The organism is Pseudomonas putida, assembly GCA_029953615.1.
In the GTDB taxonomy this organism is placed as follows: domain Bacteria; phylum Pseudomonadota; class Gammaproteobacteria; order Pseudomonadales; family Pseudomonadaceae; genus Aquipseudomonas.
Window position 1 is genome coordinate 1,613,643 of record CP124529.1, and the last position, 22,358, is coordinate 1,636,000.

Consider the following 22,358-nt stretch of genomic DNA (forward strand, 5'->3'; position numbering starts at 1 on the left):
AAATCAATACTTTCAGGTGACAATTGCAAGTGATTTTGACCGATCGATCAGCAAAACTCGTTTGTCGCACGATCCGTCCAAACAGGATTGGTGGTAAGCTCGCCGACCATGAATACTTACAGCTCCCGCCCCGTTGTCCTCTGTCTCTCCGGCCACGACCCCAGTGGCGGCGCCGGCCTGCAGGCAGACATCGAAGCCCTGCTCGCCCAAGGCTGTCACGCCGCACCTGCGGTGACCGCCCTGACCGTGCAGGATACCGTCAACGTTTCCGACTTCCGCGTGCTCGACCGCGAGTGGGTACTGGCCCAGGCCAATGCCGTGCTGGCCGACTCCACGGTGGCCGCCGTCAAGCTGGGCATGCTCGGCTCGATCGAGATGGTCGACACCGTCGCCGAACTGCTGGCCGCCCACCCGCACCTTCCGCTGGTCTGCGACCCGGTGCTGCGTGCCGGTGGTGGTGGCCGCCTGGGCAAGGACGAAGTGGGCTACGCCCTGCGCGAACGACTGCTGCCGCTGGCGACCATCGCCACACCGAACCTGCCCGAAGCCCGTATCCTGGCCGAACTGCCCGACGGCAGCGCCGACGAGTGTGCCGAGAAACTGTTGCCGTTCTGTAGACACCTGCTGATTACCGGCGGTCACGGCGACGAAGACGAAATTCACAACCGCCTGTACAGCCGCGACGGCCAGCGCCACACCTGGACCTGCCAGCGCCTGCCGGGCAGCTACCATGGCTCGGGCTGCACCCTGGCCAGCGCCCTGGCCGGCCGCCTGGCCCTCGGCGAGCAACTGGACAGCGCCGTACGCAGCGCCCTGGACTACACCTGGCGCACCCTGCGTGACGCCGAACAGCTGGGCAAGGGCCAGTTCGTGCCGCGCCGCCTGCCGCTGGATTTCTGCTCCTGACACGAGGCCTTGCCATGAAGCTACGCGGTCTGTACGCCATCACCGACAGCCAGCTGCTCGCTGGCCGTTTCCTGTCCCATGTCGAGGCGGCACTGGAAGGCGGCGTGTGCCTGCTGCAGTACCGCGACAAAAGTGACGACGCGGCGCGCCGCCTGCGTGAGGCCGAAGGGCTGATGAAGCTCTGCGAGCGCTACGGCACCCAGTTGCTCATCAACGACGATGCCGAACTGGCCGCGCGCCTGGGCGTCGGCGTGCACCTGGGCCAGACCGACGGCCCGCTGACCCCGGCCCGCGCCCTGCTCGGCCGCCAGGCGATCATCGGCTCGACCTGCCACGCCAGCCTCGAGCTGGCCACCCAGGCCGCCAGCGAAGGCGCCAGCTACGTGGCCTTCGGCCGCTTCTTCAACTCCGTCACCAAGCCCGGCGCCCCCGCTGCCAACATCGAACTGCTGGAGCAGGCGCGCGCCCAGGTGAAACTGCCGATCGCGGTGATCGGTGGCATTACCCTCGACAACGCCGCCCCGCTGGTCGCCCACGGCGCCGATCTGCTGGCGGTGATCCACGGCCTGTTCGGTGCCGACAGCGCGCAGGAAGTCACCCGCCGCGCCCGCGCCTTCAACGCCTTGTTCGCATCCTGATTCGAGAGAACCCCCATGTCCCGTTCCGAAGCCCTGTTCGCCCAAGCCCAGAAGCACATCCCCGGTGGCGTCAACTCGCCGGTCCGCGCTTTCAAGAGCGTTGGCGGCACGCCGCTGTTCTTCAAGCATGCCGAAGGCGCCTACGTCGTTGACGAGGACGACAAGCGCTACGTCGACTACGTCGGCTCCTGGGGCCCGATGATCCTCGGCCACGGCCACCCGGACGTTCTGGACTCGGTGCGCAAGCAGCTGGAACACGGCCTGTCCTATGGCGCACCGACCGCCATGGAAACCGAAATGGCCGACCTGGTCTGCTCGATCGTGCCGTCGATGGAGATGGTGCGCATGGTCAGCTCGGGCACCGAAGCCACCATGAGCGCCATCCGCCTGGCCCGTGGCTATACCGGCCGTGACGCCATCATCAAGTTCGAAGGCTGCTACCACGGCCACTCCGACAGCCTGCTGGTAAAAGCCGGCTCCGGCCTGCTGACCCAGGGCGTACCGAGTTCGGCTGGCGTGCCGGCGGACTTCGCCAAGCACACCCTGACCCTGCCGTTCAATGACATCGCCGCGGTCGAGAAAACCCTCGCCGAAGTCGGCCAGACCGTGGCCTGCATCATCGTCGAGCCGGTGGCCGGCAACATGAACTGCGTACCGCCGGCGCCAGGTTTTCTCGAAGGCCTGCGCGAGCAGTGCGACAAGCACGGCGTGGTGTTGATCTTCGACGAAGTGATGACCGGTTTCCGCGTTTCGCTCGGCGGCGCCCAGGGCCACTACGGCATCAAGCCGGACCTGTCGACCTTCGGCAAGATCGTCGGTGGCGGCATGCCGGTCGGCTGCTTCGGCGGCAAGCGTGAAATCATGGGCTGCATCGCCCCGCTCGGCCCGGTCTACCAAGCCGGTACCCTGTCGGGTAACCCACTGGCCATGGCCGCCGGCCTGACCACCCTGAAGCTGATCAGCCGCCCGGGCTTCCACGCCGAGTTGACCGACTATACCAGCCGCATGCTTGACGGCCTGCAACAGCGCGCCGATGCCGCTGGCGTGCCGTTCGTCACCACCCAGGCCGGTGCCATGTTCGGCCTGTACTTCAGCGGCGCCGACGACATCGTCACCTTTGACGACGTGATGGCCAGCGATGCCGAGCGCTTCAAGCGCTTCTTCCACCTGATGCTCGACGGTGGCGTGTACCTGGCACCAAGTGCGTTCGAGGCAGGCTTCACCTCCATCGCCCATGGCGACAAGGAGCTGCAGATCACCCTGGATGCGGCTGAGAAGGCCTTTGCAGCCCTGAAGTAATTGTCAGCCCGTACCGGCCCTTTCGCGGGCTCGCCCGCTCCCACAGGTTCTGCACCAACCTTGAAAATGGTGCGATCCCTGTGGGAGCGGGCGTGCCCGCGAAGAGTCCGGTACAGGCAACAAATACCCATGCACAATCAGCTGACTTCCCCAACCAAGCAGAAATTCGAGTAAAACTTTGTAAGGTTGGCGCTGCTTATCCCATAATGTGCCACCAGAGACATTGGCCGCAGCTTTGCAGAGGTAAGTCGATCCCCATGAACCGCACCGGCCGCGCCCTGACCCTGGGCTGCCTGTTGCTTCTTCAGCCCCTGCTGGCCCTGGCAGAGGGCGGTAACTCGTTGCTGATTCCGGCGACGGGCCGCTGCACCTTGAATGTTCAGCCCGAAGACCTGGCAAACGCCCTCAAGGCTTGTGAGCAGACGGCAACGACGGGGGATGCCCAGGCGCAATTCGAACTGGGCGAGTACTACTACACGCAAACGCCGAAAAACCTGGGCAAAGCCCTGAACTGGTTTGAAAAGGCTTCGCTGCAAGGGCATGCCGAGGCGCAGTACCGCCTGGGCGCCATGTTCTTCCGTGGCGAAGGGGTCAAGGCCAACAATGTGCAGGCCTACATCCTGCTGAAAATGGCCGCGGTCAACGGCGCCGAGGATGCGCTGGACATGGCCGACGAAGTGACCGAGCAAATGCCCCGCGACGAGCTGGAGCATGCCACCCAGGTGCTCGGCCAGATCTTCCGCAAGTACCTGCTGGAGCTGCAGAACGCCGAAGGGCGTACGCCGTTCTCGCCACTCCCCTGAGGGTTACTTTTCCGGCATCGGCATGGGGAACGGCATCACGTTGCCGCCGCCCTTGGCTTCGCTGATCTTGGCCGTGCCCAGGCGCTCCACCTCGTCGATGCGTACGATCGAGTGCATCGGCACGAAACTGCGGATCACCCCCTCGAACTGGCTCTTGAGCTTCTCCTCGCCCGGGTCCACTACCAGCTGCGAGCGCTCGCCGAACACGAATTCCTCGATTTCCAGGAAACCCCACAGGTCGCTCTGGTAAATCTGCTTGGCATACATCTCGAAGACCTGCCCCTGGTTGAGGAAGATCACTTTATAGATGGCAGGTTCGCGTTTGCTCATGTTCGTCGGGATAACACATGCGTAAGAAAAGGCGGGCATCATACCTGTACCGGCCCCTTCGCGGGCAAGCCCGCTCCCACAGGTATTGCACCCACCTTCCAAGCGGTGCGGTACCTGTGGGCGCGGGCGTGCCCGCGAAGAGGCCGGAACAGGCAGTACATACCGTTGAACGTTTCAGTGCTTTCGCCACTGCCATTCAAGGGTTATTCTTGAGTTCACCTTCATTGCCGTCGAGCGGCTAAAAACGACCTTGAACGCACCCATACAACCCCATCGTTTCATCCTCGAACCTTTCGAGGCCCATCGTTTCGCCAACTTGTGCGGCCAGTTCGACGAGCACCTGCGCCTGATCGAACAGCGCCTGGCCATCGAGATTGCGCAACCGCGGCAATCAGTTCGAGCTGATCGGCGAACCCAAGACCACCTCCGCTGCCGAACAGCTGCTGCGCCGTCTCTACCGAGAGACCAAGGCCAGCGATCTGTCCCCGGAAACCGTGCACCTGTACCTGCAGGAATCGACCGTCGAGAACATCGACAACCCGGCCGTCAACGAGGTCAGCGTGTCGCTGCGCACGCGCAAGGGCAACATTCGTCCACGCGGGGTCAACCAGCAACGCTACGTCAAGGAAATCCTGGCCAACGACATCAATTTCGGTATCGGCCCGGCCGGTACCGGCAAGACGTACCTGGCCGTGGCCTGCGCCGTGGACGCGCTGGAGCGGGAACAGGTGCGCCGCATCCTGCTGGTGCGCCCGGCGGTCGAGGCTGGCGAAAAGCTCGGCTTCCTGCCCGGCGACCTGGCCCAGAAGATCGACCCGTACCTGCGCCCGCTGTACGACGCCCTGTACGAAATGCTCGGCTTCGAACACGTGGCCAAGCTGATCGAGCGCCAGGTGATCGAGATCGCCCCGCTGGCCTACATGCGTGGCCGCACCCTGAACAACAGCTTCATCATCCTCGACGAAAGCCAGAACACCACGCTGGAACAGATGAAGATGTTCCTTACCCGTATCGGCTTCGGCTCCACAGCGGTGATCACTGGTGACATCACCCAGGTTGACCTGCCCCGCGGCACCAAGTCGGGTCTGGCGCACGTCATCGAGGTGCTGAAGGACGTTCCGGGGATCAGTTTCACCCACTTCCAACCCAAAGATGTGGTTCGTCACCCACTGGTACAGCGCATTGTCGAGGCCTACGACCGCTTCGATGCCCGCCAGGCCAAGCCCGAGGCGCCCGGCAAAGATGCTTGAACTCGATATTCAACGGGCCACGGATGACGCCGCCCCGGATGACACCGCCTTTCGCCGTTGGTGCGAACTGGCCCTGCGCCAGCGCAGCGCCGATTCGGAAATGACCATTCGCCTGGTCGACGAAGCCGAAGGCCGCGAGCTGAACCACACCTACCGGCACAAGGACTACGCGACCAATGTGCTGTCGTTCCCGGCCGACGTCCCCGACGACCTGCTCGATATCCCGCTGCTGGGCGACCTGGTGATCTGCGTGCCAGTGGTCGAGCGCGAAGCCGCCGAGCAGGGCAAGTCGCTGGAAGCACACTGGGCGCACCTGGTCATCCACGGTTGCCTGCACTTGCTCGGTTACGACCACATCGAGGATGAGGAAGCCGAGGAAATGGAAGGCCTGGAACGGGAATTGCTGGCAGAACTGGGTCATCCCGACCCGTACGCCGACGATGAAACCGACACCCTCACACACTGATACACGAAGGATCACGAGAACCGCCATGAGCGAAGATCGATCGAGCAACGGGCAGAAGTCCTGGCTGGGTAAACTGACCCAGGCTTTTGCCCATGAGCCGAAAAACCGCCAGCAACTCCTTGAGCTGCTGCGCGAAGCCCATCAGAACAAACTGCTGGACAGCGAAGCGCTGACCATCGTCGAAGGCGCCATCCAGGTGGCCGACCTGCAGGTTCGCGACATCATGGTGCCGCGTTCGCAGATGATCAGCATCAAGGCCAGCCAGTCGCCCCGCGAGTTCCTGCCGGCGGTGATCGACGCCGCGCACTCGCGCTACCCGGTGATCGGCGAAAGCCACGACGATGTGCTCGGGATCCTGCTCGCCAAAGACCTGCTGCCGCTGATCCTCAAGGAGAACGGCGACAGCTTCAACATCAAGGACCTGCTGCGCCCGGCCACTTTCGTGCCCGAGTCCAAGCGCCTGAACGTGCTGCTGCGCGAGTTCCGCGCCAACCATAACCACATGGCCATCGTCATCGACGAATACGGCGGGGTGGCCGGCCTGGTCACCATCGAGGACGTGCTGGAGCAGATTGTCGGCGACATCGAGGACGAGCATGACGTCGAGGAAGACAGCTACATCAAGCCGCTGCCCAGCGGTGACTTCCTGGTCAAGGCACTTACCCCGATCGAAAACTTCAACGAGTTCTTCGACAGCGAATTCTCCGATGACGAGTTCGACACGGTCGGCGGCCTGGTGATGAGCGCGTTCGGTCACCTGCCCAAGCGCAACGAAACCACCGAGATCGGCCCTTACAAGTTCCGTATTCTCAATGCCGACAGCCGGCGGATACACTTGCTGCGCCTGACACCGATCACCCGTTAAGGACGAACATGCGTTGGATCACCCGCCCCGGCTGGCCCGGTAACCTGCTGGCCCTGGCGGCCGGCGCCTCCACTCTCCTGGCCCTGGCGCCATTCGACATCTGGCCATTGGCCGTGTTGTCCATCGCCCTGCTCTACCTTGGCCTGCGCGAGCTCAGCCCGCGCCAGGCCATGTGGCGTGGCTGGTGGTTCGGCTTCGGCCTGTACGGCGCCGGCACCTGGTGGATCTACGTCAGCATGAACACCTACGGTGGCGCCTCGCCGCTGCTGGCGATCGTGCTGCTGCTGGCGTTCTTACGCCGCCCTGGCCTGGTTCTTCGCCCTGCCCACCTGGCTGTGGGCCCGCTGGTTGCGGCGCACCGAAGCACCGCTGGCCGACGCCCTGTGCTTCGCCGCCCTGTGGCTGCTGCAAGAGGCCTTCCGCGGCTGGTTCCTGACCGGTTTTCCCTGGCTCTACGCCGGCTACAGCCAGCTGGACGGCCCACTGGCCGGCCTGGCACCGCTGGGTGGCGTGTGGCTGATTTCCTTCGCCCTGGCCCTGACCGCTGCGCTGCTGTGCAACCTGCACCGCCTGCGCGCCCGCCCCTCGTTCCTGGCGGTGGGCTGCCTGCTATTGCTGGCCCCTTGGGTGCTGGGCCTGGCGCTCAAGGGCCATGCCTGGACCAAGCCGGCGGGTGACCCGTTGAAAGTGGCAGCCATTCAAGGCAACGTCGCGCAGGACCTGAAATGGGACCCGGCACACATCGACGCGCAACTGGCGCTGTACCGTGACCTGAGTTTCAGCTCCAAACCGGTGGACCTGCTGGTGTGGCCGGAAACCGCGGTGCCGGTGCTCAAGGATCAGGCCCAGGGTTACATCGACGTGATGGGCCGCTTCGCCGCCGAGCGGCATTCGGCACTGATCACCGGGGTGCCGGTGCGTGAAGTGGTGCATCACCAGCGCCGCTACTACAACGGCATCACCGTTACCGGTGAAGGCGATGGCACCTACCTCAAGCAGAAGCTGGTGCCGTTTGGCGAGTACGTGCCGCTGCAGGACATGCTGCGTGGCGCTATCGAGTTCTTCAACCTGCCCATGTCGGACTTCGCCCGTGGGCCGGAAGACCAGCCGTTGCTGCAGGCCAAGGGCTTCCAGATTGCGCCGTACATCTGCTACGAAGTGGTCTACCCCGAGTTCGCCGCCGGCCTGGCGGCCCGCAGCGACCTGTTGCTGACCATCAGCAACGACACCTGGTTCGGCACCTCGATCGGCCCTTTGCAGCACCTGCAGATGGCGCAGATGCGCGCGCTGGAAGCCGGGCGCTGGATGATCCGTGCCACCAACAACGGTGTGACCGCATTGATCGACCCGTTTGGCCGCATTACCACGCAGGTGCCGCAGTTCCAGCAGGCGGTGCTGTATGGCGAAGTGGTGCCGATGCAGCAGCTGACGCCTTACCTGCAATGGCGGTCGTGGCCGCTGGCGATTGTCTGTGGATTGCTCCTGGGTTGGGCATTGCTGGCCGGGCGCATTGCCAAGACTGTTTGAGTTTTCCTGTACCGGCCTCTTCGCGGGCTTGCCCGCTCCCACAGGTACTGCGCACGCCTCAAGGGCTGTGAGAGCCTGTGGGAGCGGGCAAGCCCGCGAAGAGGCCGGTACAGGCAATACAGGTTTCAATAGAACAGCCTATACCCCACCAACCCCGCCACTTCGTTGAGCAACTGCCCGCTCTGCCACATCGCCCGGCTCTCCGGTAGCAATCCGCCGAACGGCCGCGCATGATCGTGCCCGAGGAACCCGACCGGCGCCGGCACCACCTCGAACCCCGCCTGCTCGAAGCTCCAGCGCGAGCGCCGCATGTGCCAGGCCTGGGTCACCACGACCACCCGGCGAATCCCCAACGGCTGCAGCACCTTGGCGGTGAGCCGGGCATTCTCCCAGGTGGTGCGGCTGCCCTCCTCCCGCCATTTCACCTCGACACCGAAATCTTCACGCAGGCGATCAGCCATCAACTGCGCCTCGCTCGGCGGCGAGCCATAGTGCAACCCGCCACTGGTCAACACCGGCAAGCCCGAAGCCTTGGCCAGGCGCGCGGCAAAGCGCATGCGCTCCAGCGCTGTGGCTGTGGGCTGGTCGCTACCGCCCCAGGCCGGGTCACCCCGCTCACGCCCCGCGCCCAGCACCACAATCGCGTCCGCCCGGCTTGCCAGGCCAGCCCAATCGCCGACTGCCAGCGGCGCTTCCGTCTCGAGCACACGAGCGGTTTCCTGCACCACCAGCGGCAGGCTCATCAACCACAGACCACCAAGGCCCACGGCAAAGCACAGCGCTGCCAGCCTGGGCCGCCGGCGACGCAGCCACCACGCCACGAGCAGCAGCAGGAACAGGACGCCCGGCGGCATCAGCCATTGTTTGATGAAGAATCGGATCGGCATTGGCCACACCTCCTTGGCAGGCGTGCAGCCTAGAAGGATCGACGCCGGTCGACAAGGCTGCGACCGGCGCCGATCATGAGCTGTATAAATTTGAAGAACCGGCGCGCTATAGCCTGTGCCTGGCGCCCTGAACGGCTAGCGATGTGGCAGCGTCCTGGATCTCGCCGTGCTGGCGGGGCGTTTCTTGTCCTTGAGCCAGATGATCTTGGCCGATGTCGGCTCCGCTTGCGGGTAACTGCCAACACAGGCGTTGTGGCGTTCCGGGAGGGAATCCAGGTAGGCCTTGATCAGTTCGAACTCTGCGTGGCTCAGGCCACGCAATTCCAGCTCGGCTGGCATTTCGTCGCGCAATCGCACCGAAGTCCTGGCCACTTCCAGTGCCAGGCCAAGCCGGTCGATCAGGCGTTCGTATAGCTCCGGTCTGATTGCGGGTAGCTGCGTCTCTCCCATCCGTTCACCTCATTGAAGATAAGAATATCTCCCCCCACACCTGAGCTTAGCGTCGCTGCAAAAAGCAGCCGTGCGCCGCGACCAGCGGGCATTCGCAACGAAGGTTTCCCACGATGCGCGGCGCTGCTGTATGCTACGGCGTTCACTCTAAATGACACCGGAGTGCCGGACGCAGCGAGGTTCCGCTGCCTGGAACAAGGTCTCTTCCCTCTCAGCAAAAAGTAGCCATGCACGAACAATACACGCCCCGTGATATCGAAGCCGCCGCCCAGAACTTCTGGGACGAGCAACAATCGTTCGCTGTTACCGAACAGCCAGGCAAGGACACCTACTACTGCCTGTCGATGTTCCCGTACCCGAGCGGCAAGCTACACATGGGCCACGTGCGCAACTACACCATCGGTGACGTGATTGCCCGCTACCAGCGCATGCATGGGCAAGAACGTGCTGCAGCCGATGGGCTGGGACGCTTTCGGCATGCCCGCGGAAAACGCGGCGATGAAGAACAACGTCGCCCCGGCCAAGTGGACATACGAAAACATCGACTACATGAAGACCCAGCTCAAGAGCCTGGGCCTGGCCATCGACTGGGCACGTGAAGTCACCACCTGCAAGCCCGACTACTACCGCTGGGAGCAGTGGCTGTTCACCCGCCTGTTCGAGAAAGGCATCATCTACCGCAAGAACGGGACCGTGAACTGGGACCCGGCCGACCAGACCGTACTGGCCAACGAGCAGGTCATCGACGGCCGCGGCTGGCGTTCGGGCGCGCTGATCGAGAAGCGCGAAATCCCGATGTACTACTTCCGCATCACCGACTACGCCGACGAGCTGCTGGAAAGCCTCGACGAGCTGCCGGGCTGGCCTGAGCAGGTCAAGACCATGCAGCGCAACTGGATCGGCAAGTCGCGCGGCATGGAAGTGCAGTTCCCCTACGACCTGGCCAGCATCGGCCACGAAGGTACCCTCAAGGTCTTCACCACCCGTCCCGACACGCTGATGGGCGCCACTTACGTCGCGGTCGCCGCCGAACACCCGCTGGCCACCCAGGCCGCCCAGGGCAATCCGGCACTGCAGGCGTTCATCGACGAGTGCAAGAGCGGCAGCGTTGCCGAAGCCGACATGGCCACCCAGGAGAAGAAGGGCATGGCCACTTCCCTGCTGGTCGAGCACCCGCTGACCGGCGAGAAACTGCCGGTATGGGTCGCCAACTACGTGCTGATGCACTACGGCGATGGCGCTGTCATGGCCGTGCCAGCCCACGACGAGCGCGACTTCGAGTTCGCCCACAAGTACAACCTGCCGGTCAAGGCCGTGGTGCGCACCAGCGCTGGCGATGAAGTCGGCAGCGAGTGGCTGGCCGCCTATGGCGAGCATGGCCAGCTGATCAACTCCGGTGAGTTCGACGGCCTGGACTTCGCCGGTGCCTTCGACGCCATCGAAGCCGCCCTGATCCGCAAAGAGCTGGGCAAGTCGCGTACCCAGTTCCGCCTGCGCGACTGGGGCATCAGCCGCCAGCGCTACTGGGGCTGCCCGATCCCGATCATCCACTGCCCGTCCTGTGGCGACGTACCGGTGCCGGAAGACCAGCTGCCGGTCACCCTGCCGGAGAACGTGGTGCCGGACGGCGCCGGTTCGCCACTGGCGCGCATGCCGGAATTCTACGAATGCAGCTGCCCGAAATGTGGCGCCGCAGCCAAGCGCGAAACCGACACCATGGACACCTTCGTCGAGTCGTCCTGGTACTTCGCCCGCTACGCCTCGCCGAACTACGAAGGTGGCATGGTCGACCCTAAAGCGGCCAACCACTGGCTGCCGGTCGACCAGTACATCGGTGGTATCGAACATGCCATCCTGCACCTGCTGTACGCGCGCTTCTTCCACAAGCTGATGCGTGACGAAGGCCTGGTTACCTCGAACGAGCCGTTCAAGAACCTGCTGACCCAGGGCATGGTGGTCGCCGAGACCTACTACCGCGTGGCCAGCAACGGCGGCAAGGACTGGTTCAACCCGGCCGATGTCGAGGTCGAGCGCGATGCCAAGGCCAAGATCATCGGTGCCCGCCTGAAAACCGACGGCCTGCCGGTGGAAATCGGTGGCACCGAGAAGATGTCGAAGTCGAAAAACAACGGCGTCGACCCGCAATCGATGATCGATCAGTACGGCGCCGACACCTGCCGCCTGTTCATGATGTTCGCCTCGCCGCCCGACATGAGCCTGGAATGGTCCGACTCCGGCGTCGAAGGCGCCAGCCGCTTCCTGCGCCGCGTCTGGCGCCTGGCCCAGGCCCACGTGGCCCAAGGCCTGCCGGGCAAGCTGGATGTTGCCGCCCTGGACGACGCGCAGAAGGTCATCCGCCGCGCCATCCACGCCGCCATCAAACAGGCCAGCACCGACGTCGGCCAGTTCCACAAGTTCAACACCGCCATCGCCCAGGTGATGACCGTGATGAACGTGCTGGAAAAGGCCCCGCAGGCCACTGAACAGGACCGCGCCCTGCTGCAGGAAGGCCTCGAGGCCGTCACCCTGCTGCTGGCACCGATCACCCCCCACATTTCTCACGAGCTGTGGCAACAGCTGGGCCACCAGCAGGCCGTCATCGACGCCAGCTGGCCAGCCGTCGACGAGGCAGCCCTGGTACAGGACACCGTCACCCTGGTGGTGCAGGTCAACGGCAAGCTGCGTGGCCAGGTCGAAATGCCGGCCGCCGCCAGCCGCGAAGAAATCGAAGCCGCAGCGCGCAGCAACGAGAACGTCCTGCGCTTCATCGATGGCCTGACCATCCGCAAGGTCATCGTGGTACCGGGCAAGCTGGTCAACATCGTCGCCAACTGATGGCAACGCCCGCCCGCAGCCACTGCGGGCGGGCGGAACAGGCCCACAAGGGAGCAACAACATGATCAAACGCAATTTGCTGGTAATCGGCCTGGCGGTCATGCTCAGCGCCTGCGGTTTCCAGCTGCGCGGCACCGGCTCCACCGAGCTGAGCGTGAAGGAAATGGACGTCAGTGCACGCAACGCCTACGGCCCGACCGTGCTTCAGCTGCGTGAAGTACTGAAGCGTAGCGGCGTCAACGTGCACGCCGGCGCACCGTACCGTCTGGTACTGACCAACGAGCAGGAGCGCGAGCGCTCGGCGACCTACAACAGTGGTAACCGTACCGCCGAGTACGAGCTGACCACCGTGCTGAACTACAGCATCCAGGGCCTGAACAACCTGGAGCTGATGAGCGACAAGCTGGAAGTGCGCAAGATCTACCTGCGTGACGGTTCGAACATCACCGGCTCCGAGCAGGAGGCCAACCGCGCCCGTGAAGAAATGCGTCGCGACCTGGTCAACGCCATGGTCGTTCGCCTGCAGATGCTGACCCCGTCCCAGCTGGACGAGCTGCAACGTCAAGCCGACGAGCGTGCCAAGGCCGAAGCCGCTGCGCTGGAGGCCGCACGCCGCCAGCAGGCCGAAACGCCTCAGCAATCGCCACTGGAAGTACCGGGCAACTAAGCCCGAGCGGGGTACCTTCGGGTACCCCGCCTGTTCCCCATGAAGCTCGCCCCCGCCCAACTCAACAAGCACCTGCAAGGCGCCCTGGCACCGGTCTACGTGGTCAGCGGCGACGACCCGCTGCTGTGCCAGGAAGCCGCCGACGCCATCCGCAACGCCGCTCGCCAGCAGGGTTTCGACGAACGCCAGGTATTCAGCGCCGACGCCAACTTCGACTGGGGCACGCTGCTCCAGGCCGGCGCCAGCCTGTCCCTGTTCGCCCAGCGCCGCCTGCTGGAACTACGCCTGCCCTCGGGCAAGCCCGGTGACAAGGGCGCCGCTGCACTGATGGAATACTGCGCCAATCCCGCCGAAGACACCCTGCTGCTGGTCAGCCTGCCCAAGCTCGATGGCAGCGCGCAAAAGACCAAGTGGGGCAAGGCCCTGATCGAAGGTGCCCATTGCCAGTTCATCCAGATCTGGCCGGTGGATGTGCACCAGTTGCCACAGTGGATCAACCAGCGCCTGCAGCAGGCCGGCCTGTCGGCACAGCGAGACGCCGTCGACCTGATCGCCACACGTGTGGAAGGCAACCTGCTGGCTGCCGCGCAGGAAATCGAAAAGCTCAAACTGCTCGCCGAGGGCAACCAGATCACCGTGGAGACCGTGCAGGCTGCCGTCGCCGACAGCGCCCGCTTCGATGTCTTCGGCCTGGTCGATGCCATTCTCAACGGCGAAGCCGCGCATGCCCTGCGCATGCTCGATGGCTTGCGTGGGGAAGGCGTGGAGCCACCGGTGATTCTCTGGGCCCTGGCCCGGGAGCTGCGTCAGCTGGCCGGGCTGGCCCAGCAGTTCAGCCAGGGTGTACCGCTGGACAAGGCCTTCAGCCAGGCCCGCCCGCCGGTCTGGGACAAGCGCCGCCCTTTGGTCAGCAAGGCCCTGCAGCGCCTGTCGGCGCAGCGCTGGGCGCAGTTGCTGCAAGATGCCCAGCGTATCGATGCGCAAATCAAGGGCCAGGCCGAGGGTTCACCCTGGACGGGCCTGGCGCGCTTGTCGCTGCTGATGGCCGGCCAGCGCCTCACACTCCCTCCCGAGTAACTGGGGCCGTTGTGGGAGCGGGCATGCCCGCGAATCAGGCGACGCGGTGGATGGCACCGGCTTCGCCGGTGTTCGCGGCGGTTCGACGCCTCGACACGCCCGCTCCCACAGGGCTGCAATGCCCCCAACATCTCGACCATATACACAATCAATTGGCCCCACCCTGCCCCAAGCCCTACAGTGCGCTGCGAAACCCACCCAACCGGGGAACCCCGCCATGAGCAAAAAGCCGAAAAAGCACGGCCCCAACAAGGCCAAGTCAATCATCGCCCAACCGCTGTTCCGCTGCCGACAGGAACGACCGGACAAGGGCAAAGGCAGCTACCGCCGCGAAGCCTTCCAATCGAGAGATTGGGAGGCTTCCTACTTTTTGGCAGCATGAAAGCATCGAAAGCGCAGGCATGGTATGGTCGTCACCTGACCTGCAATTCTGGATCTGTGCATGCTCCTCAGTCTTCTCCCCCGCTGGAAAACCCGTCAGTTGATCGCGGCCTCCAGTTTCATCCTGCTCGTGGCTTGCGCAGAAAAGCCCACCGCCGCCGATGCCCTGCCGCTGGCCCCCGCCCAGCCCGCCCCGGTAGTGAACCTGCCCGGCACGACGCCCGACACCAGCACTGAAATCCAGCCTCTGCAAACCTTCGCGCAATGGCAGGCGGGCTTCCGCCAGCAAGCCGTGCAAGCCGGCATTTCGCCGGACACCTTCGACCGCGCCTTCATCGGCGTCACCCCTGACATGGACGTGATCAAGGCCGATCGCAGCCAGCCGGAGTTCGCCCGTCCGGTATGGGAATACCTCGAAGGCGCCCTGTCGCCCCTGCGTGTGCGCAACGGCAAGAAACTGCTGGAGCAGAACGCCGAACTGCTGACCCGTATCGAGCAGCGCTATGGTGTCGATCGTCAGGTGCTGGTCGCGGTATGGGGCATGGAAAGCAACTTCGGCCAGTACCAGGGCAACAAGTCGGTGATCCGCTCGCTGGCCACCCTGGCCTATGAAGGCCGTCGTCCGCAGTTTGCCCAGGACCAGCTGATCGCCGCGCTGCAGATCATCCAGCATGGCGATATCCAGCCTGAAGCCATGCGTGGCTCGTGGGCCGGCGCCATGGGCCAGACCCAGTTCATCCCGACCACCTACAACACCCATGCCGTGGATTTCGACGGCGATGGCCGCCGCGACATCTGGAACAGCACGGCAGACGCCCTGGCCTCGACCGCGCACTACCTGCAGAGCTCGGGCTGGAAACGTGGCCAGCCGTGGGGCTTCGAGGTGCAGGTGCCACCTGGCTTCGATTACTGGCAGGCCGATGGCGCGCTGCGCAAGCCGGTGAGCGAGTGGCTGGCAATGGGCGTGAAACTGCCTGCCGGTACCCAGCTGCCCGCAGGTAGCAACCAGCTGTCTGCCGCCCTGCTGCTGCCAGCCGGCGCGCGTGGCCCGGCGTTCCTGGTGCTGGACAACTTCCGCGCCATCCTCAAGTACAACAATTCGTCGTCCTATGCGCTGGCGGTCAGCCTGCTGGGTGATCGCTTCACGGGCTGGGGCTTCATTGCCGGCAGCTGGCCGAAAGAAGATTTGCCGCTCAGCCGCAGCGAGCGCATGGAGTTGCAGAACCTGTTGAACAGCCGTGGGCATGAGGCGGGCAATGCTGATGGCATTATCGGTGCCAATACCCGCAAGGCTATTCGTAATGCGCAGCAGGGGCTGGGGTGGCCGGCGGACGGGTATCCGACCCATAAGCTGCTTGAGAGCCTGCGTAGCCAGTGAGATTGCGGGGGCGCGTTGCGCCCCTTCGCGGGCACGCCCGCTCCCACAGGTATCGCGCCAAACCCAGTGGGAGCGGGCGTGCCCGCGAAGGGCTGCAAAGCAGCCCCAAAAATCTCAAGCCTTGAACAGATCCTGCTCCAACACCAAACTCTGCCGACCACTGTCCAGCCTGACCCTGGCCCCCAACGGCAAGCACACATTCGGGTCACAATGCCCACTGCGCCACCCGGCCAGCACCGGCACACCCAGCGGCGCGAAAATGTCCTCCAGCAACGGCGTCAACGCCGCAGTGGTAATCCCGGCAAAGTCCCCCACCAGCACACCCCTCACCCCCTCCAGCTTGCCCGCCAGGCGCAGCTGGGTCAGCAAGCGGTCCACCCGGTACAGCGGCTCGTTGACGTCCTCGATGAACAGAATGCAACCCTGGGTATCCAACTCGGCAAGCGTCCCCAGGGTTGCACCCAGCATCGACAGGTTGCCGCCCAGCAGCGGCCCGCTGGCCACCCCATGCAGCACGCTGCTCAAGGCGAACGCAGCGGGATGCACGATCTGCTCACCTGCCCGCACATGCCCACCCAGCTGCGCCAGCAACGAAGCCTCGGTGGGCGCCAACTTGGCCCCCAACAGGTCGGCATTCAGCATCCCGCCATGGAAGGTGACCTGCCCGGTATGCCGGTAGATCGCCGTGTGCAGCGCGGTAATGTCGCTGTAGCCGATCAGCGGCTTGGGGTTGCGCCGGATCAGTTCGAAATCGAGCTGGTCGAGCAGGCGCATGCTGCCGTACCCCCCACGCATGCACAAAATGGCGTCGATGGCCGGGTCGGCGAAAGCATCATGCAGGTCCTGCAAGCGCTGCCGGTCCGGCCCCGCCAGGTAGCCCTGGGCCTGAAGAGCACCTGGGTAGATGCGGCAACTGTAGCCTCGATCAACGAACCACTGGTTGACCTTGTGCGTATCCAGCCGCGCCGCACCCGCCGGCGCGACGATGGCAAAACACGCATCACGCGGCAGCGCGGCGGGCAGGCTGGATTGGAAGGTTTCGGCGCAATTCATCGCGGCTCCTTGCAGCGTGTACGGCACAAACAAAAATGCCGATGCCGCCCTTCGGCGCGCATCGGCATGCGTGGCTCTGTGCTTGGCTCAGAGCTTGATCTTGGCTTCGTGAGCCTGCTGGTCTGCGTGGTACGAAGAACGCACCAGCGGCCCGGACGCGACGTTCTTGAAGCCCATCTTGTAACCTTCCTCGGCGAACCAGGCGAAGGTGTCCGGATGGACGAAACGCTGCACCGGCAGGTGGCTGCGCGAAGGTTGCAGGTACTGCCCGAGGGTGAGCATGTCGATGTCATGCTCGCGCATGCGGTGCATCACTTCGATCACTTCCTCATCGGTCTCGCCCAGGCCGAGCATCAGGCCCGATTTGGTCGGTACGTGCGGCACCAGCTGCTTGAACTTCTGCAGCAGGTCCAGCGACCAGTCGTAGTCCGAACCCGGGCGCGCGGCCTTGTACAGGCGCGGTACGGTCTCGAGGTTGTGGTTGAACACATCCGGCGGCTCTTGCGCGGTGATCTCAAGGGCAATGTCCATGCGCCCACGGTAGTCAGGCACCAGGGTTTCCAGCTGCACGCCCGGCGACAGCGCGCGGATTTCGCGAATGCAGTCGGCAAAATGCTGGGCACCACCGTCACGCAGGTCGTCACGGTCCACCGAGGTGATCACCACGTACTTCAGGCGCAGGTCGGCAATGGCGATGGCCAGGTTCTTCGGCTCATCGAGGTCCAGCGGTTTCGGCCGGCCATGGCCAACGTCGCAGAACGGGCAACGACGGGTACAGATATCACCCATGATCATGAAGGTGGCAGTACCACCGGAGAAGCACTCGCCCAGGTTCGGGCAGGATGCCTCTTCGCACACGCTGTGCAGCTTGTGCTTGCGCAGCAGCTGCTTGATGCGGTCTACCTCGGGCGACACCGGGATACGCACGCGAATCCAGTCGGGCTTTTTCGGCAGCTCGTCGGTAGGGATGATCTTTACCGGGATGCGCGCCACCTTTTCGGCACCACGCAGCTTGACCCCGGCTTCCACCTTTTTCGGCGCTGGGCGCGGGGTGGCATCCTGGGTAGGTATCAGGTTCGGCACGGCTTCTTGCACAGTTGTCATATTCAGTCGATTCCGCCCGTGAGGGTCGTCTGCTCAGCGTAGTCGAGGTGCTTGACCAGCTGTCCGCGCAGCCTTGTCCTGACCTCGTCGAGTTCGATCGGACCTGCCAGGTCGCGCAGCTGGGTCATCGCCAGCCCCGCATAGCCGCAGGGGTTGATTCGGCGGAATGGCGCAAGGTCCATGTCCACGTTCAGGGCAAGGCCGTGGAACGAACGGCCGTTGCGGATTCGCAGGCCGAGGGAGGCGATTTTCGCTCCGTCGACATAGACGCCCGGGGCATCGGGCTTGGCCGCGGCCTGGACATCGTAACTGGCGAGCAGGTCGATGAGCGCTAGCTCGATACGGCTGACCAGCTCACGCACGCCAAAGCCCAGCCGACGCACATCCAGCAGCAGGTAGGCCACCAGCTGCCCGGGGCCATGGTAGGTTACCTGGCCACCGCGATCGGTCTGCACCACCGGGATGTCACCCGGTACCAGCAGGTGCTCGGCCTTGCCGGCCTGGCCCTGGGTGAAGACCGCGGGGTGCTCGACCAGCCAGACTTCATCCTGGCTGTCCGGGCTGCGCTGCTCGGTGAAGCGACGCATGGCCTCCAGCACCGGTTCGTAGGGCTGCAGGCCAAGCGCGCGAAAACCGAGGCAGGCGGACATCAGAGCACCATTTTCACGATGCCGGTAGCGCGCAGGGCGCTGTTGATATCGTGCAGCTGGTTCTCGCTTTCGGCAACGATGTGCAGCTGCACGGTAGTGTACTTGCCTTCCTTGCTCTGGCGCTCGGCCAGGGTGGAAAGGTCGACCTTGGCGTGCTTGCTCAGGATCTCGATCACCGTGTCCCTGAAGCCGACAACGGTGTCACCGATGACCTTGATCGGGTAATCGTCGCAGGGGAACTCGATCTTGTGCGACTTGACGTCTGGTTCGCTCATGGCGGAAACGGCCTCGTAAGCCGTGGCAACAACAACGCCCCCGCAGGCTACGCGGGGGCATGCAGGTCACGTATCAGTTGAACAACCCGTAGAAGAATAGACGGATGCTATCCCACATACGGCGGAAGAAACCACCTTCCTCGACGCCATCAAGGGCGATCAGGTCGGCGCTGTGAACCACTTTCTCGTCCAGTTTGACTTCCACTTTGCCGATCACGTCACCTTTGGCGATTGGCGCGGTGAGCTGCGGGTTCATGGTCATCGAAGCTTGCAGGCGCTTCAATTGGCCTTTAGGCATAGTCAGGGTCAGGTCGTTGGCCAGGCCCGCTTTCACTTCGCCGGTGACGCCCTTCCAGACCGGCGACTTGGTCAGCTCGGTACCCTTCTGGTAGAAGGTCTGGGTTTCGAAGAAGCGGAAGCCATAGGTCAGCAGCTTCTGGGTCTCGGCAGCACGCGACTGCTCGCTGTTGGTGCCGAACACCACGGCGATCAGGCGCTGGCCATCGCGAACGGCCGAAGCCACCATGCAGTAGCCGGCTTCGTCGGTGTGGCCGGTCTTCAGGCCGTCGACGGTCTTGTCACGCCACAGCAGCAGGTTGCGGTTGGGCTGCTTGATGTTGTTCCAGAAGAATTCCTTCTGCGAATAGATGGCGTAGTGGGCCGGGTCGACGTTGATGATCGCACGGGCCAGGGTGGCCATGTCGTGGGCTGACGAGTAATGGTCCGGGTGCGGCAGACCGGTCGGGTTCATGAAGTGGCTGTTGGCCATGCCCAGGTCGGCAGCGGTCTTGTTCATCATGTCGGCGAAGGCGTCTTCGCTGCCGGCGATGTGCTCGGCCAGGGCGACCGAAGCGTCGTTGCCGGACTGGATGATGATGCCGTGCAGCAGGTCGCTGACGGTCACCTGGCTGCCCACCTTGATGAACATGCGCGAACCACCGGTACGCCAGGCGTTTTCGCTGACGGTGACCGGGTCGTTTTCACCGATCTGGCCGCGGCGGATGTCCAGGGTAGCGATGTAGGCGGTCATCAGCTTGGTCAGGCTGGCCGGCGGCAGGCGCTCGTCACCGTTGTTCTCGACCAGCACGTTGCCGCTGGACGCGTCCATGAGTACGTAGGACTTGGCTGCCAGTTGCGGTGGCGCCGGCGTCATCTGCTCAGCCGCGAAGGCGGCAGGCGTGATCATCAGCAGTACGGGCAGGCAAAGTCGTTTGGCAAGGTTGGTGATGTTCATCCGTCTCTCGAAAATCGCTAATGGTCTGATGTTCCCTGGGCAAGATCATGTGCCCAGCGCCAGTCAGTCTAGTTTTGTGGCCGTAGGCCTGGCCCGCAAAGTGCGGCGTAGTGTCGCTGCGGGCAAAAGCCGACATTGTACATGGCCGTGCCCGGCAATTCATGACAAAACCGACAGTTTGGCGTTGCCTTCTTCGCGGGCGCGCCCGCTACCACAGGGTTTCGCATACCCCTGTGGGAGCGGGCGTGCCCGCGAAGAAGGCAACGCGGTCAGTCAGCTGTGACCAGCTTGGCCTGCCCAAGGTTCGCCAGGCGAATGCTGTCCTGCGCCTGCTGGATCTCGCCCTGGCTGCTGATCGGCCCCAGGCGCACGCGGTGCAGGGTCTGCTGGTTACGCACGATCGAACTGATGAACACAGGCGCGCTGACCATGCTGCTGAGCTTGGAGCGCAGCAGTTCGGCGGCGTCCGGGTTGGCGAAGGCGCCCACCTGCAGGAAGCTGCCGCCACTGCCGGCCGGCACGTTGTTGCCAGCCACCTGCACCGGCACCACTGGCGCTGCGTGCTGTTGGGGCGGCGGGGTCCACTGCTCGACGCGCCCGGTACTGGCCGGAATCGCCTGGGTCTGGGCTACCTGCGGCTCTTTCAGCACCATCGGTGGCGTCTGGCCACGCTGAGCCCACCATTGCTGCGGGTCGATGCCTTCGACACGCACGTGCGCGGTACCGATCTCGGCATAACCAAGCTTTTTCGCCGCGGCATAGGAAAGGTCGATTATGCGGTCCGAATAGAACGGCCCACGGTCGTTGACCCGCAGGATCACACTGCGGCCGTTGGCCAGGTTGGTCACCCGCACGTAGGCCGGTAGCGGCAGGGTCTTGTGCGCCGCACTCATGCCGTACAGGTCGTAAAGCTCGCCATTGGCGGTGTTCTGGCCGTGGAACTTGGTGCCGTACCACGACGCGGTGCCCTCGGCGCGGTAGTTGCGCGAGTCCTGCATCGGGTAGTAGGTCTTGCCCAGCACCGTGTACGGGTTGGCCTTGTAGTTGCCGGTGTGCACGGTTGGCGTGGCGTCAGGGATCTTGCTCACATCCACGTCCCACCACGGCGCGCCGTCCTTGTGTGCCCGGTTGATGTCCAGGCCCGGCTGGGCGCGCACCACATTGCCACCGCTCTGCTGGGGCGGGCGGCTGGACGAACAGCTGGCCAGCACCACGCCGACGGCGAGACAGGTGAGCAGCTTGAAGGTGTTGCCAGAGATGATTGCGCGCATTACTTGACGCCCCGTGCTTGAACCAGCTGTTCCGAAAGCTGATGCACCGCCATGGCATACATCACGCTGCGGTTGTAGCGAGTGATCGCGTAGAAGTTCTTCAGGCCCATCCAGTATTCAGGGCCATTGTCACCCTCGAGACGGAAGGCGGTAACCGGCAGATCATCGCGCAGCGAATCATGGACCGACCAGCCAAGCGTGCGCAACTCCCCAACGGTTTTTACCGGTTCGATGCCGGTAGTCAGGCCTTCGTCGGCGCGGTCACCGTCCACCCAGGCGCGGCTGACCACACCTTCGCCGGCCACCCAGCCGTGGCGCTTGAAGTAGCTGGCCACGCTGCCGATGGCATCGTCCGGGTTGTTCCAGATATTGATGTGGCCGTCACCGTCGAAGTCCACCGCAAAGTTGCGGAAGCTGCTCGGCATGAACTGCGGCAAGCCCATGGCACCGGCGTAGGAGCCCTTGAGCGTCAAGGGGTCAAGCTGCTCGTCGCGGGCCAGCAGCAGGAACTCGCGCAGCTCCTTGCGGAAGAATTCGGCGCGTGGCGGGTAGTCGAAGCCCAGGGTCGACAACGCATCGATCACCCGGTAGTTACCGGTGTTGCGACCAAAGAAGGTTTCCACGCCGATGATGGCGACGATGTACTGCGCCGGCACGCCGTATTCCTGCTCGGCGCGGGCCAGCACCGCCTCGTGCTGGCGCCAGAAGTCCACACCGCGGGCGATGCGCGCGTCGGTGATGAACATTGGCCGGTAGTCCTTCCACGGCTTTACCCGTTCAGCCGGGCGCGAAATGGCGTCGAGGATCGACTGTTTGCGCTGCACTTCACGGAACACCCCCATCAGCTGCTCAGGGGCAAAGCCATAGTCGCGGCTCATCTCGCCAACGAACTGGTCCACCTGGGGCGAGCCTTGGTAATCGCCGGCATGGGCCAGCTGTACAGCGCCGAACAGGCCCACCGCACCGATCCACGGCGCACAACGGGCAGCCCAGTTACGCACTGCTTGCATGA

General features: G+C 64.1%; 20 protein-coding genes and 3 pseudogenes. 13 read left to right on the forward strand and 10 right to left on the reverse strand.

Annotation, left to right across the window (positions count from 1 at the left end):
* The first annotated feature begins 108 nt into the window (after positions 1-108).
* From QIY50_07485 to QIY50_07500, 4 genes are all read left to right on the forward strand, one after another.
* Entirely contained in the window at positions 109-906 is a 798-nt protein-coding gene (locus tag QIY50_07485) for a hydroxymethylpyrimidine/phosphomethylpyrimidine kinase (GenBank protein WGV22029.1), read from the forward strand.
* Between the two features lie 14 nt (positions 907-920).
* Positions 921-1,544: a thiamine phosphate synthase gene (gene thiE, locus QIY50_07490; protein ID WGV22030.1), complete on the forward strand. Its 624-nt coding sequence runs from the start codon at positions 921-923 to the stop codon at positions 1,542-1,544.
* Between the two features lie 15 nt (positions 1,545-1,559).
* Positions 1,560-2,843 (forward strand): glutamate-1-semialdehyde 2,1-aminomutase, encoded by a 1,284-nt coding sequence (gene hemL / locus QIY50_07495; protein ID WGV22031.1) that lies wholly within the window; start codon positions 1,560-1,562, stop codon positions 2,841-2,843.
* Between the two features lie 257 nt (positions 2,844-3,100).
* Positions 3,101-3,646, forward strand: coding sequence for a tetratricopeptide repeat protein (locus QIY50_07500; GenBank protein ID WGV22032.1), 546 nt, complete (start codon positions 3,101-3,103; stop codon positions 3,644-3,646).
* A gap of 3 nt (positions 3,647-3,649) precedes the next feature.
* Here QIY50_07500 and QIY50_07505 read toward each other — a convergent pair whose 3' ends face one another.
* Positions 3,650-3,976: a DUF1820 family protein gene (locus QIY50_07505; GenBank protein WGV22033.1), complete on the reverse strand. Its 327-nt coding sequence runs from the start codon at positions 3,974-3,976 to the stop codon at positions 3,650-3,652.
* A 250-nt stretch (positions 3,977-4,226) separates the two neighbouring features.
* Between QIY50_07505 and QIY50_07510 the strand changes: the two are divergent.
* The 4 genes and pseudogenes from QIY50_07510 to lnt all read left to right on the forward strand — a co-directional run bounded on the left by QIY50_07510 (position 4,227) and on the right by lnt (position 8,084).
* Positions 4,227-5,226, forward strand: a pseudogene (locus QIY50_07510) (PhoH family protein).
* Positions 5,219-5,692 (forward strand): rRNA maturation RNase YbeY, encoded by a 474-nt coding sequence (gene ybeY / locus QIY50_07515; GenBank protein WGV22034.1) that lies wholly within the window; start codon positions 5,219-5,221, stop codon positions 5,690-5,692. The pseudogene QIY50_07510 and the gene ybeY overlap by 8 nt, the downstream one beginning before the upstream one ends.
* Positions 5,693-5,717: 25 nt before the next feature.
* Positions 5,718-6,557, forward strand: coding sequence for an HlyC/CorC family transporter (locus tag QIY50_07520; GenBank protein ID WGV22035.1), 840 nt, complete (start codon positions 5,718-5,720; stop codon positions 6,555-6,557).
* Positions 6,558-6,565: 8 nt separating this feature from the next.
* Positions 6,566-8,084: pseudogene (gene lnt, locus QIY50_07525) on the forward strand (apolipoprotein N-acyltransferase).
* A gap of 125 nt (positions 8,085-8,209) precedes the next feature.
* Here lnt and QIY50_07530 read toward each other — a convergent pair.
* On the reverse strand, positions 8,210-8,971 hold the full coding sequence (locus QIY50_07530; GenBank protein WGV22036.1) for a YdcF family protein: 762 nt from the start codon (positions 8,969-8,971) through the stop codon (positions 8,210-8,212).
* Between the two features lie 135 nt (positions 8,972-9,106).
* Entirely contained in the window at positions 9,107-9,421 is a 315-nt protein-coding gene (locus tag QIY50_07535; GenBank protein ID WGV22037.1) for a hypothetical protein, read from the reverse strand.
* A gap of 227 nt (positions 9,422-9,648) precedes the next feature.
* Here QIY50_07535 and leuS point away from each other — a divergent pair.
* The 5 genes and pseudogenes from leuS (at position 9,649) to QIY50_07560 (ending at position 15,759) form a co-directional block, all read left to right on the forward strand.
* Positions 9,649-12,256, forward strand: a pseudogene (gene leuS, locus QIY50_07540) (leucine--tRNA ligase).
* A 61-nt stretch (positions 12,257-12,317) separates the two neighbouring features.
* Positions 12,318-12,923, forward strand: coding sequence for a hypothetical protein (locus tag QIY50_07545; protein ID WGV22038.1), 606 nt, complete (start codon positions 12,318-12,320; stop codon positions 12,921-12,923).
* A gap of 39 nt (positions 12,924-12,962) precedes the next feature.
* On the forward strand, positions 12,963-14,000 hold the full coding sequence (gene holA, locus QIY50_07550; GenBank protein ID WGV22039.1) for a DNA polymerase III subunit delta: 1,038 nt from the start codon (positions 12,963-12,965) through the stop codon (positions 13,998-14,000).
* 217 nt (positions 14,001-14,217) lie between these two features.
* Positions 14,218-14,382: an alternative ribosome rescue factor ArfA gene (gene arfA, locus QIY50_07555; GenBank protein ID WGV22040.1), complete on the forward strand. Its 165-nt coding sequence runs from the start codon at positions 14,218-14,220 to the stop codon at positions 14,380-14,382.
* Between the two features lie 60 nt (positions 14,383-14,442).
* The gene (locus tag QIY50_07560; GenBank protein WGV22041.1) at positions 14,443-15,759 is read left to right on the forward strand and encodes a lytic murein transglycosylase; all 1,317 of its coding nucleotides are present in this window, start codon (positions 14,443-14,445) and stop codon (positions 15,757-15,759) included.
* Positions 15,760-15,873: 114 nt separating this feature from the next.
* Here the strand turns inward: QIY50_07560 and QIY50_07565 are convergent, their stop codons facing one another.
* The 7 genes from QIY50_07565 to mltB all read right to left on the reverse strand — a co-directional run bounded on the left by QIY50_07565 (position 15,874) and on the right by mltB (position 22,356).
* Entirely contained in the window at positions 15,874-16,812 is a 939-nt protein-coding gene (locus tag QIY50_07565; GenBank protein ID WGV22042.1) for an LD-carboxypeptidase, read from the reverse strand.
* Positions 16,813-16,899: 87 nt separating this feature from the next.
* Positions 16,900-17,916: a lipoyl synthase gene (gene lipA, locus QIY50_07570; GenBank protein ID WGV22043.1), complete on the reverse strand. Its 1,017-nt coding sequence runs from the start codon at positions 17,914-17,916 to the stop codon at positions 16,900-16,902.
* 2 nt (positions 17,917-17,918) lie between these two features.
* Positions 17,919-18,566: a lipoyl(octanoyl) transferase LipB gene (lipB, locus tag QIY50_07575; protein WGV22044.1), complete on the reverse strand. Its 648-nt coding sequence runs from the start codon at positions 18,564-18,566 to the stop codon at positions 17,919-17,921.
* Positions 18,566-18,841: a DUF493 domain-containing protein gene (locus tag QIY50_07580; protein WGV22045.1), complete on the reverse strand. Its 276-nt coding sequence runs from the start codon at positions 18,839-18,841 to the stop codon at positions 18,566-18,568. Before QIY50_07580 ends, lipB begins: the two co-directional genes overlap by 1 nt.
* A gap of 73 nt (positions 18,842-18,914) precedes the next feature.
* Positions 18,915-20,075: a D-alanyl-D-alanine carboxypeptidase family protein gene (locus tag QIY50_07585; protein ID WGV22046.1), complete on the reverse strand. Its 1,161-nt coding sequence runs from the start codon at positions 20,073-20,075 to the stop codon at positions 18,915-18,917.
* Positions 20,076-20,344: 269 nt separating this feature from the next.
* On the reverse strand, positions 20,345-21,346 hold the full coding sequence (locus QIY50_07590) for a septal ring lytic transglycosylase RlpA family protein (GenBank protein WGV22047.1): 1,002 nt from the start codon (positions 21,344-21,346) through the stop codon (positions 20,345-20,347).
* Complete coding sequence (mltB, locus tag QIY50_07595) at positions 21,346-22,356, reverse strand: lytic murein transglycosylase B (protein WGV22048.1); 1,011 nt, start codon at positions 22,354-22,356, stop codon at positions 21,346-21,348. The genes QIY50_07590 and mltB overlap by 1 nt, the downstream gene beginning before the upstream one ends.
* Positions 22,357-22,358: the final 2 nt, after the last annotated feature.

Bases quoted from the DNA above. Each gene is read 5' to 3' on its own strand.
- QIY50_07485 (WGV22029.1), top strand. From the start codon at position 109: ATGAATACTTACAGCTCCCGCCCCGTTGTCCTCTGTCTCTCCGGCCAC.
- thiE (WGV22030.1), top strand. From the start codon at position 921: ATGAAGCTACGCGGTCTGTACGCCATCACCGACAGCCAGCTGCTCGCT.
- hemL (WGV22031.1), top strand. From the start codon at position 1,560: ATGTCCCGTTCCGAAGCCCTGTTCGCCCAAGCCCAGAAGCACATCCCC.
- QIY50_07500 (WGV22032.1), top strand. From the start codon at position 3,101: ATGAACCGCACCGGCCGCGCCCTGACCCTGGGCTGCCTGTTGCTTCTT.
- QIY50_07505 (WGV22033.1), bottom strand. From the start codon at position 3,976: ATGAGCAAACGCGAACCTGCCATCTATAAAGTGATCTTCCTCAACCAG.
- ybeY (WGV22034.1), top strand. From the start codon at position 5,219: ATGCTTGAACTCGATATTCAACGGGCCACGGATGACGCCGCCCCGGAT.
- QIY50_07520 (WGV22035.1), top strand. From the start codon at position 5,718: ATGAGCGAAGATCGATCGAGCAACGGGCAGAAGTCCTGGCTGGGTAAA.
- QIY50_07530 (WGV22036.1), bottom strand. From the start codon at position 8,971: ATGCCGATCCGATTCTTCATCAAACAATGGCTGATGCCGCCGGGCGTC.
- QIY50_07535 (WGV22037.1), bottom strand. From the start codon at position 9,421: ATGGGAGAGACGCAGCTACCCGCAATCAGACCGGAGCTATACGAACGC.
- QIY50_07545 (WGV22038.1), top strand. From the start codon at position 12,318: ATGATCAAACGCAATTTGCTGGTAATCGGCCTGGCGGTCATGCTCAGC.
- holA (WGV22039.1), top strand. From the start codon at position 12,963: ATGAAGCTCGCCCCCGCCCAACTCAACAAGCACCTGCAAGGCGCCCTG.
- arfA (WGV22040.1), top strand. From the start codon at position 14,218: ATGAGCAAAAAGCCGAAAAAGCACGGCCCCAACAAGGCCAAGTCAATC.
- QIY50_07560 (WGV22041.1), top strand. From the start codon at position 14,443: ATGCTCCTCAGTCTTCTCCCCCGCTGGAAAACCCGTCAGTTGATCGCG.
- QIY50_07565 (WGV22042.1), bottom strand. From the start codon at position 16,812: ATGAATTGCGCCGAAACCTTCCAATCCAGCCTGCCCGCCGCGCTGCCG.
- lipA (WGV22043.1), bottom strand. From the start codon at position 17,916: ATGACAACTGTGCAAGAAGCCGTGCCGAACCTGATACCTACCCAGGAT.
- lipB (WGV22044.1), bottom strand. From the start codon at position 18,566: ATGTCCGCCTGCCTCGGTTTTCGCGCGCTTGGCCTGCAGCCCTACGAA.
- QIY50_07580 (WGV22045.1), bottom strand. From the start codon at position 18,841: ATGAGCGAACCAGACGTCAAGTCGCACAAGATCGAGTTCCCCTGCGAC.
- QIY50_07585 (WGV22046.1), bottom strand. From the start codon at position 20,075: ATGAACATCACCAACCTTGCCAAACGACTTTGCCTGCCCGTACTGCTG.
- QIY50_07590 (WGV22047.1), bottom strand. From the start codon at position 21,346: ATGCGCGCAATCATCTCTGGCAACACCTTCAAGCTGCTCACCTGTCTC.
- mltB (WGV22048.1), bottom strand. From the start codon at position 22,356: ATGCAAGCAGTGCGTAACTGGGCTGCCCGTTGTGCGCCGTGGATCGGT.